Genomic DNA, 7,572 nt, shown 5'->3' with positions numbered 1-7,572 from the left:
ATTCACCACGACCAAAAGCAAATATGAATTAAATTAAATCTTAGAATGTGTTTTTTATTTTTTCGTATATATCCAATAATATTGCTGTCTTGCATAAACGAGATACCATAAATCTTTTACTTTTTATTTTTTTATATAACAAATTTAATTTACCATTAACTATAACATAACATAAAAAAGATGCTTAAATAAACTTATTTAATAAATAAATTTTTTGCCTTTAAAATACCTTGCAAAACTGTTAAATTAATTTATTTAAATATTTTTTTATTCACAAAACTTATAAAAATAGAAAACTACCATTTGGTAGTTTTCTATTATAAAGATATTAAATTATTATTTATTTTGTTTTTTAACTTAACGTAAAGAACTGTTCCTACAGTTGAGAAAAGAACAAGTAATACTAAACAAGCATATACTAAAACTTCTTTTGTATTAGTGCCTTTAGTTTATTTTTGTGTAGAGTTTTGAGTAGTTTGAGCTTGTTCTTTATTGTTGTTTTGAACTGTTTCTTCAAGAGTTTCAGTAAGTTTGTCTTTGTTTAAAGTTTCGGTTGATTTAGTTTCAACTTGAGTTTTTGCTACTTGAATTGTTGTTGTTTCAGTTGTTAGTTCTGCTCCAACTGTTTGATAAGTATTAAATAAAGAAATAAAAAGTACACTAAAAAAATAAACTAAAAAATAAAGATTTTTTCTTGCCTAAGCTTACTATTTGCATTTATGCTTGTCCTTCCTTTTGCAATATTAATATTAATATAGTAAAACAAAATTGCTATACTTCTATTATAACTCAAAAAGCCAATTTAGAAGTATTTTTTACTCAATAATTGTAAAAACCACAAAATAACTAGTTTTTATGTTATAATATGTTGTGATTAAGTTGTATAAAATATCATCTTTTTATCCAAATTATCAAAAACAATAATAAATATTTTACCAAAAATAATGAATTAAAAAATAATTGGTAAATGTTTTTCATAATTAATATTTTGCTATTTGCAAAGTTTTTTTATTTATCTTTTTACATGTTTTTTATGTTTTACAATTTTATTTTTATTCTTTATTCTTTAATCTATTTTTAATATTTTATAAATTTCCCAAAAAGGAGCTATTCTTTTGAAAAATTACAATGCCGATAGTATTCAAATTTTAGAAGGTTTGGAAGCAGTTCGCAAACGACCAGGAATGTATATTGGTTCAACTGCTCAAAAAGGACTTCATCATTTAGTCTGGGAAATCGTTGATAATTCCATTGATGAAGCTTTAGCAGGACACGCTAACAACATTACTTTAGAAATCCTACCTGGAGAAATTATTAGTGTTTCTGACAACGGTAGAGGAATCCCAGTTGATATTCATCCCAAAACAGGAAAACCAGCAGTAGAAACAATTCTAACTACTCTTCATGCTGGAGGAAAATTTGACAGTTCTTCTTACAAAGTTTCAGGAGGACTTCATGGTGTAGGAGCCTCTGTGGTAAATGCTCTTTCTACTTGGTTTACTGTAGAAATTCATCTCAATAAGCAAATCTATTTTCAAAAATACGAAAAAGGAATTGCAGTTTCGCCTTTGGAAGTAATTGGAAAAACTAACAAACGAGGAACTACTATCCAATTTTTAGCAGACCCTGAAATTTTCCAAGAAACTACCATTTATAACTTTGATACTCTCAAAGAAAGAATGCAACAATTATCTTTTTTAAACAAAGGTCTTAAATTAAACATTGCTGACAAAAGATACGAAAAAGAAACTGTTTTTAACTTTTGCCATGAAAAAGGTTTGCAAGACTACCTAGATTTTATTAACACTAGTCACAAACAAACTCCTTTTCACGAAATTTTTTATCTGGAAAAAGAATCCCAAAAACTAGCTTTTGAAATTGTCTTTGAATACACTACCCAAATTCGTCCCCCTAAAAAAGATGCACAAGGAAACAAAATAGAAGAAAAAGAAGGCAAAGATGCTATTCCTAACTACACCCAAAGCCAAAAAATCTTTTCTTTTGTTAACAATATTCCTACTCATGAAGGAGGAACTCACGAAGAAGGCTTTAAACTAGCCCTAACCCGTGTTATTTCTAAATATGCTAAGGAATTCAATCTTTTAAAAAAAGACGAACATTTATTAAGTGAAGACATCTTAGAAGGAATTACTGCTATTATTTCTTTAAAACATCAAGACCCTCAATTTGAAGGACAAACTAAAGCCAAACTAGCAAATACTGAAGTAAGACAGATTACATCCCAATTATTTGGCGAATTTTTAGAAAAATATTTATTAGAACATCCCCAAGATTCAAGAAAAATAATTGATAAATGTCTTCTTTCTGCAAATGCCCGTCTAGCTGCTAAACGTGCTCGTGAAGTAGTAAGAAACAAACCCCTTGATTCTTTAGGTTTTGCCTCCAAATTAGCTGATTGTAGAAGTAAAGACCCTCATATTTCTGAACTCTACATTGTCGAAGGAGATTCAGCGGGCGGTTCTGCTAAACAAGGAAGAGACTCGCGTTTTCAAGCTATCCTTCCTTTACGTGGTAAAGTCCTTAATGTAGAAAAAAGTCTAGATGCCAAAATTCTTACCAATAAAGAAATTAAATCCTTAATACAAGCAATTGGTGCAGGAATTAACATTGGTAAAGGCAAAGACTTTAATATGGATAAAATCCGTTATCACAAAATTATCATTATGACAGATGCCGATGTTGATGGAGCTCACATAAGAACTTTACTATTAACTTTCTTTTTCAGACATTTCCGTAAATTAATTGAAAAAGGCTACATCTATTTTGCTCGTCCTCCTTTATACAAATACCAAAAAGGAAAAGGCGCTCCAAAATATTTTTATGATGAAAAAGCCAAACAAACTTTTGCAACTAAAAACAACTTAAAAGATGGTTTCCAAAGATACAAAGGACTTGGAGAAATGAATCCTAATCAACTTTGGGAAACAACTATGGACCCAGAAACTCGTACTCTTCTCAAAGCAAGCCTCAAAGATGCCCTTAATGCTTTAAGTGATGAAGAAGCCTTAATGGAAGCAGACCAAACTTTTAACATGTTAATGGGAGAAAAAGTCTTACCAAGAAAAAACTTCATCTTAGAAAAAGCCTTAGAAGCTGATTTAGACGTTTAATTATAAATAATTATTTTATACAACTAAAACTAACAAACTATAACATTAAATAACAACTAATATATATTTAAAAAGAGGTTAAAAATGAGCGACCAAAAAACTCAAAACAATGAAGCCAACAACCACAAAGACCACGATCATGGCAACATTCAAGAAGTAAACTTAAGCGAGGAGATGAAAAAATCCTTCTTAAGTTATGCAATGAGCGTAATTGTATCAAGAGCTTTACCAGACATTAAAGATGGCTTAAAACCAGTCCAAAGACGTATTTTATATAGTATGAAAGAATTAGGCGTCTACAGTCACGCAAGCTACAAAAAAGCAGCTCGTGTAGTTGGGGATGTTATGGGTAAATACCATCCTCATGGAGATTCAAGCATTTATGAGGCAATGGTAAGAATGGCTCAAGATTTTAGTTACCGTTATCCTTTAGTAGACGGTCATGGAAACTTTGGTTCAATTGATGGCGACAAAGCAGCAGCTATGCGTTATACTGAAGTTAAAATGGCAAAAATGGCAATGGAACTAATCAAAAACATTGACAAAGACACAATTGATTTTGTTGATAATTACGATGGTACTGAAAAAGAACCATTAGTACTTCCAACAGCTCTTCCCAACTTATTAATTAACGGAGCTACAGGAATTGCAGTAGGAATGGCAACCAAAATCCCTACTCATAATTTAGGCGAAGTCATTGATGGTTTAATTAACTACATTAATAATAAAGACATTTCCATTGATGAATTAATGCAACACATCAAAGGACCTGATTTTCCTACTGGTGGCGAACTTTTAGGCTTACAAAGTTTAAAAAGCGCTTATCACACCGGACAAGGAGCTGTTATCTTAAAGGCTAAAAGTCACGTTTCGGAAGAAAGAGGAAAAACTTCAATCATTGTTACAGAAATTCCTTATCAAGTCAAAAAAACTGATCTAATTGAAAAAATTGCTTTTCTAGTTAAAAACAAAATAGTAGAAGGAATCACAGACCTTAGAGACGAATCCAGTCGCAAAGGAATGAAAATTGTAATCGAACTTAAAAGAGACGCAAACAGTAAAATTATTCTTAACAAGCTTTACAAACATTCACAATTAAGAATTTCTTTTGGTATCAATATGGTTGCCTTAGTTGGAAAAACTCCCCAATTAGTTTCTTTAAAACAAATCTTAGAAGCTTTTTTCAATTTCCGCATCGAAGTTATTAACCGCCAAAAAAGCTTTGAACTCAAAAAAGCAAGCGCAAGAAAACATTTAGTAACAGCTCTTATCACTATTTTAGAAGACATCGAAACTGCTATTAAACTCATCAAAACTTCTACAGATGTCAAAGAAGCCCAAAGCAAATTAATGCAAAGGTACAATTTTGATGAAATACAAAGCAAAGCCATTTTAGAAATGAGCCTCCAAAGACTTGCTAACCAAGAAACTCAAAAACTTATCACTGAAGAAAAAAACCTCACTCAAGAAATTTTAGAATGCCAAAGTATCATTGATTCCCAAAAGAAAAAAGAACGCATTTTAGAAAAAGAACTTCTAGAAATGAAGAAAAAATACCAAGATGACAGAAAAACTACCCTCAATTTTGATGCTCCCCTAAACTTTGAAGACGAAGACTTAATCGAAGAAAAACCTATCATTATTACAATTACTAACAAAGGCTACATCAAAAGCATGGATATTGATACTTACAAACAACAAAAAAGAGGTGGGCAAGGCGTTTCTGGTATGAAAATCTACGAAGAAGACTTTATTGAACATCTAGCAATTACTTCTACTCACGATTATCACTTATTTTTTACTAACAAAGGCAAAGTCTATCAACTCAAAGGCTACGAAATTCCTTTAGGTCAAAGACAATCCAAAGGAAGCCATCTTGTTAATTTCTTACCATTCGAAAAAGACGAATTTTTAACTTCTTTCACCAGTGTTAAAAACTTTGATCAATCCCAAGATTACTTATTCTTTGCTACCAAAAAAGGCATAGTCAAAAAAACACCTCTCAAAGAATACAGCCACATTTCCAAAAGAGGCCTTATTGCAATTAGGTTAAAAGAAAACGATGAAGTCCTTACAGTAAACAAAACCACAGGCACTAAAAATATCATTCTAGCATCTAACAATGGCAATGCTATTTGTTTTTGTGAAACCAAAATTAAAAGTATTAGTCGCAACAGCATGGGTGTAATTGGAATGCGTCTTGGAAGTGATGAATTCTTAGTAGGAGCTGCTTTATTTGACGCTGATTCCAAAGAACAAAACATTTTAGTAATGACTGAAAACGGCTTTGGAAAAATCACCAATGTCAACCAATACCGCATTCAAGCACGTAGTGGCAAAGGCTCTAAAACTATCAAAGTAAACGACCAAAAAGGAAGACTTATTACCCTACAAGTTGTCCTCCCTACAGATGATCTTATTGTTTCTTCTGACAAAGGACAAGTAGTAAGAGTAGCAATTGACCAAATTACCAAAACCAAAAACAAAGCTACTCAAGGAACGCGCATCATCAAATTAAAAACAGGTCATAAAGCAGTTTCAGTAGCAGTTGTCAAAAAAGAAGTACTTGATGTAGATGGTGTAGAAAATTAATTTTAAACCAACAACAAAAGACAAAACACAAAAGACAAAACACCGAAGGAAAAAGAAAAACACTAAAGGAAAAAGAAAAACACTAAAGGAAAAAGAACAAAGGTCTTATCATATTATTTTAATCTCATAATTAAAGGTCCAAACGCATATGAAAACCAAAATATATTTAGAAACAATTACTAATACCCCAAAAGAAACCCAAATATTAGGTTACAATTTAGGAAAAAAACTCATCAATCAAAAAAAAAACACTCCCAAAGAAAAACAAAGCAAAACAATCATTTTATTACAAGGCTCTTTGGGTTGTGGAAAAACTATCTTTACTAAGGGTTTTATTAAAAGTTTTGCCATCCTTCAAAATGTTTGTAGTCCTACTTTTGTCATTTCTAAAACCTACAAGAACAAATTGCACACTATTTATCATCTTGATTTATATCGCACAGACCTTGAGACTGAATTTTTAGAAGAACTATTAGAAGACCTTACTTATCAAGATTTTGTTATAATAGAATATTTTCAAAATTGCAGTTACCTTTTTCCTGATTTTGCTTTTTTAGTAGAAATGACATTTTTAAATGAAACTCAAAGAAAAATTACTATCTATCAAAATAGCAACCTTGATAATAAAAATAAAAGTGGATCAAAATGATATGCAAAATACTTATTCCAAAATCAACCTTTAAATTTTTTTGCAAATCTCTAATCAAACTTTTGAAAGCGATACGACAATGAATCACAAAAACATTTTAATTCTAGATACTGCCACCAAAAGCCAAATAGTTATTTTAGTTATCCAAGGAAAAATTACTACTTTCAAATCCCGCCTTGGCAAAAACGATTATGTTCCTTGCATGATTCCTTTAATTGAAAGTGTCTTACAAGAAAATAATTTAGATCTAAACAACTTAGATGCTTTAATAGTTGGTGTGGGTCCTGGTTCTTATACTGGCACTCGTGTAGCAGTTCTTACAGCCAAAATGTTATCCTTCAACTTACAAATCCCTTTATACCAAATAAGCAGTCTATTACTTTTATCTAGTGGTTATTCTTATGCTTCACTTACTCCTTTAATTGATGCTAGAAGTAATGCTTTTTTTGCTTTAAGCCTCAAAGAAAACCACATTTACTTAAACGAAGATAGATTTGAAAGCAGTTTCTTGCAATCTTTTCCTAATCATTTATTAATTGAACCAACTACTATCAAAATAGATTTTTGCACCATCAAACAATTTGCAAAAATTGTTTTCAATTGCCATTTATTAGTTCCTAACTACTTAACCAAAACCCAGGCAGAACGCAATTTAGAAAAAATCGATTGACAAAAAAAGTAAAAATATTTTTAAAAAAAATTAAATAATCCCAAAAAGAGACTTTTGAAGTCTCTTTTTTTTATATATAAAATTGCAAGGAAAGAACTCATGATATACAGATTAGTGAGCAAAAAATTGTTTTTTTTTTTTTTTGTGATAAAATGACATTAGTAGCAAGTTTTTTTGAACTGCTGTGGCAAATTTGTAAAAAGATGGGGTTAAAAAAATGTAAAAATGTACATACAAAATAACAATTATTTTTTCATTTCAATATTTACTTTTTGGTTTTAAAAAAATATATATTATTATTTAATTTTTTTAGTTTTAATGATTACAATTATTTTTATTTTTTTTTAAAAAACATAAAATAAAAAAGGATCTATATTATAAAAATGAATAATGCAAAAAGAAAAAAATCATTTTATTTAAAAGTATCTAAATTATATTTATTAATTTCTTTATTATTTTTTATATTAAATATTACTTATGTTTTTGCAACAACTAATAAGTAAACACAAACATACACTTCATCCAGTAGA

At 29.9% G+C, this 7,572-nt stretch carries 4 protein-coding genes; all 4 read left to right on the top strand.

Going from position 1 to position 7,572, the window contains the following annotated elements; translation table 11 throughout:
- Positions 1 to 1,115: 1,115 nt before the first annotated feature.
- The 4 genes from AACP42_RS02890 (at position 1,116) to tsaB (ending at position 7,042) form a co-directional block, all read left to right on the top strand.
- On the top strand, positions 1,116 to 3,131 hold the full coding sequence (locus tag AACP42_RS02890) for a DNA topoisomerase subunit B (protein ID WP_212775609.1): 2,016 nt from the start codon (positions 1,116 to 1,118) through the stop codon (positions 3,129 to 3,131).
- An 84-nt stretch (positions 3,132 to 3,215) separates the two neighbouring features.
- Positions 3,216 to 5,723: a DNA gyrase subunit A gene (gene gyrA, locus AACP42_RS02885; protein ID WP_212775608.1), complete on the top strand. Its 2,508-nt coding sequence runs from the start codon at positions 3,216 to 3,218 to the stop codon at positions 5,721 to 5,723.
- A gap of 148 nt (positions 5,724 to 5,871) precedes the next feature.
- The gene (gene tsaE, locus AACP42_RS02880) at positions 5,872 to 6,372 is read left to right on the top strand and encodes a tRNA (adenosine(37)-N6)-threonylcarbamoyltransferase complex ATPase subunit type 1 TsaE (RefSeq protein ID WP_212509200.1); all 501 of its coding nucleotides are present in this window, start codon (positions 5,872 to 5,874) and stop codon (positions 6,370 to 6,372) included.
- Positions 6,373 to 6,451: 79 nt separating this feature from the next.
- On the top strand, positions 6,452 to 7,042 hold the full coding sequence (gene tsaB, locus AACP42_RS02875) for a tRNA (adenosine(37)-N6)-threonylcarbamoyltransferase complex dimerization subunit type 1 TsaB (protein ID WP_212509201.1): 591 nt from the start codon (positions 6,452 to 6,454) through the stop codon (positions 7,040 to 7,042).
- The last annotated feature ends 530 nt before the right edge of the window (positions 7,043 to 7,572 follow it).

Origin of the sequence: Hydrangea phyllody phytoplasma, from assembly GCF_036985185.1 — a bacterium.
GTDB lineage: Bacteria > Bacillota_I > Bacilli_A > Acholeplasmatales > Acholeplasmataceae > Phytoplasma > Phytoplasma asteris.
The sequence above is the reverse complement of the archived record's forward strand: the minus strand, read 5'-3'. Positions and strand labels throughout refer to the sequence as shown.

Bases quoted from the DNA above. Each gene is read 5' to 3' on its own strand.
- gyrA (WP_212775608.1), top strand. From the start codon at position 3,216: ATGAGCGACCAAAAAACTCAAAACAATGAAGCCAACAACCACAAAGAC.
- tsaE (WP_212509200.1), top strand. From the start codon at position 5,872: ATGAAAACCAAAATATATTTAGAAACAATTACTAATACCCCAAAAGAA.
- tsaB (WP_212509201.1), top strand. From the start codon at position 6,452: ATGAATCACAAAAACATTTTAATTCTAGATACTGCCACCAAAAGCCAA.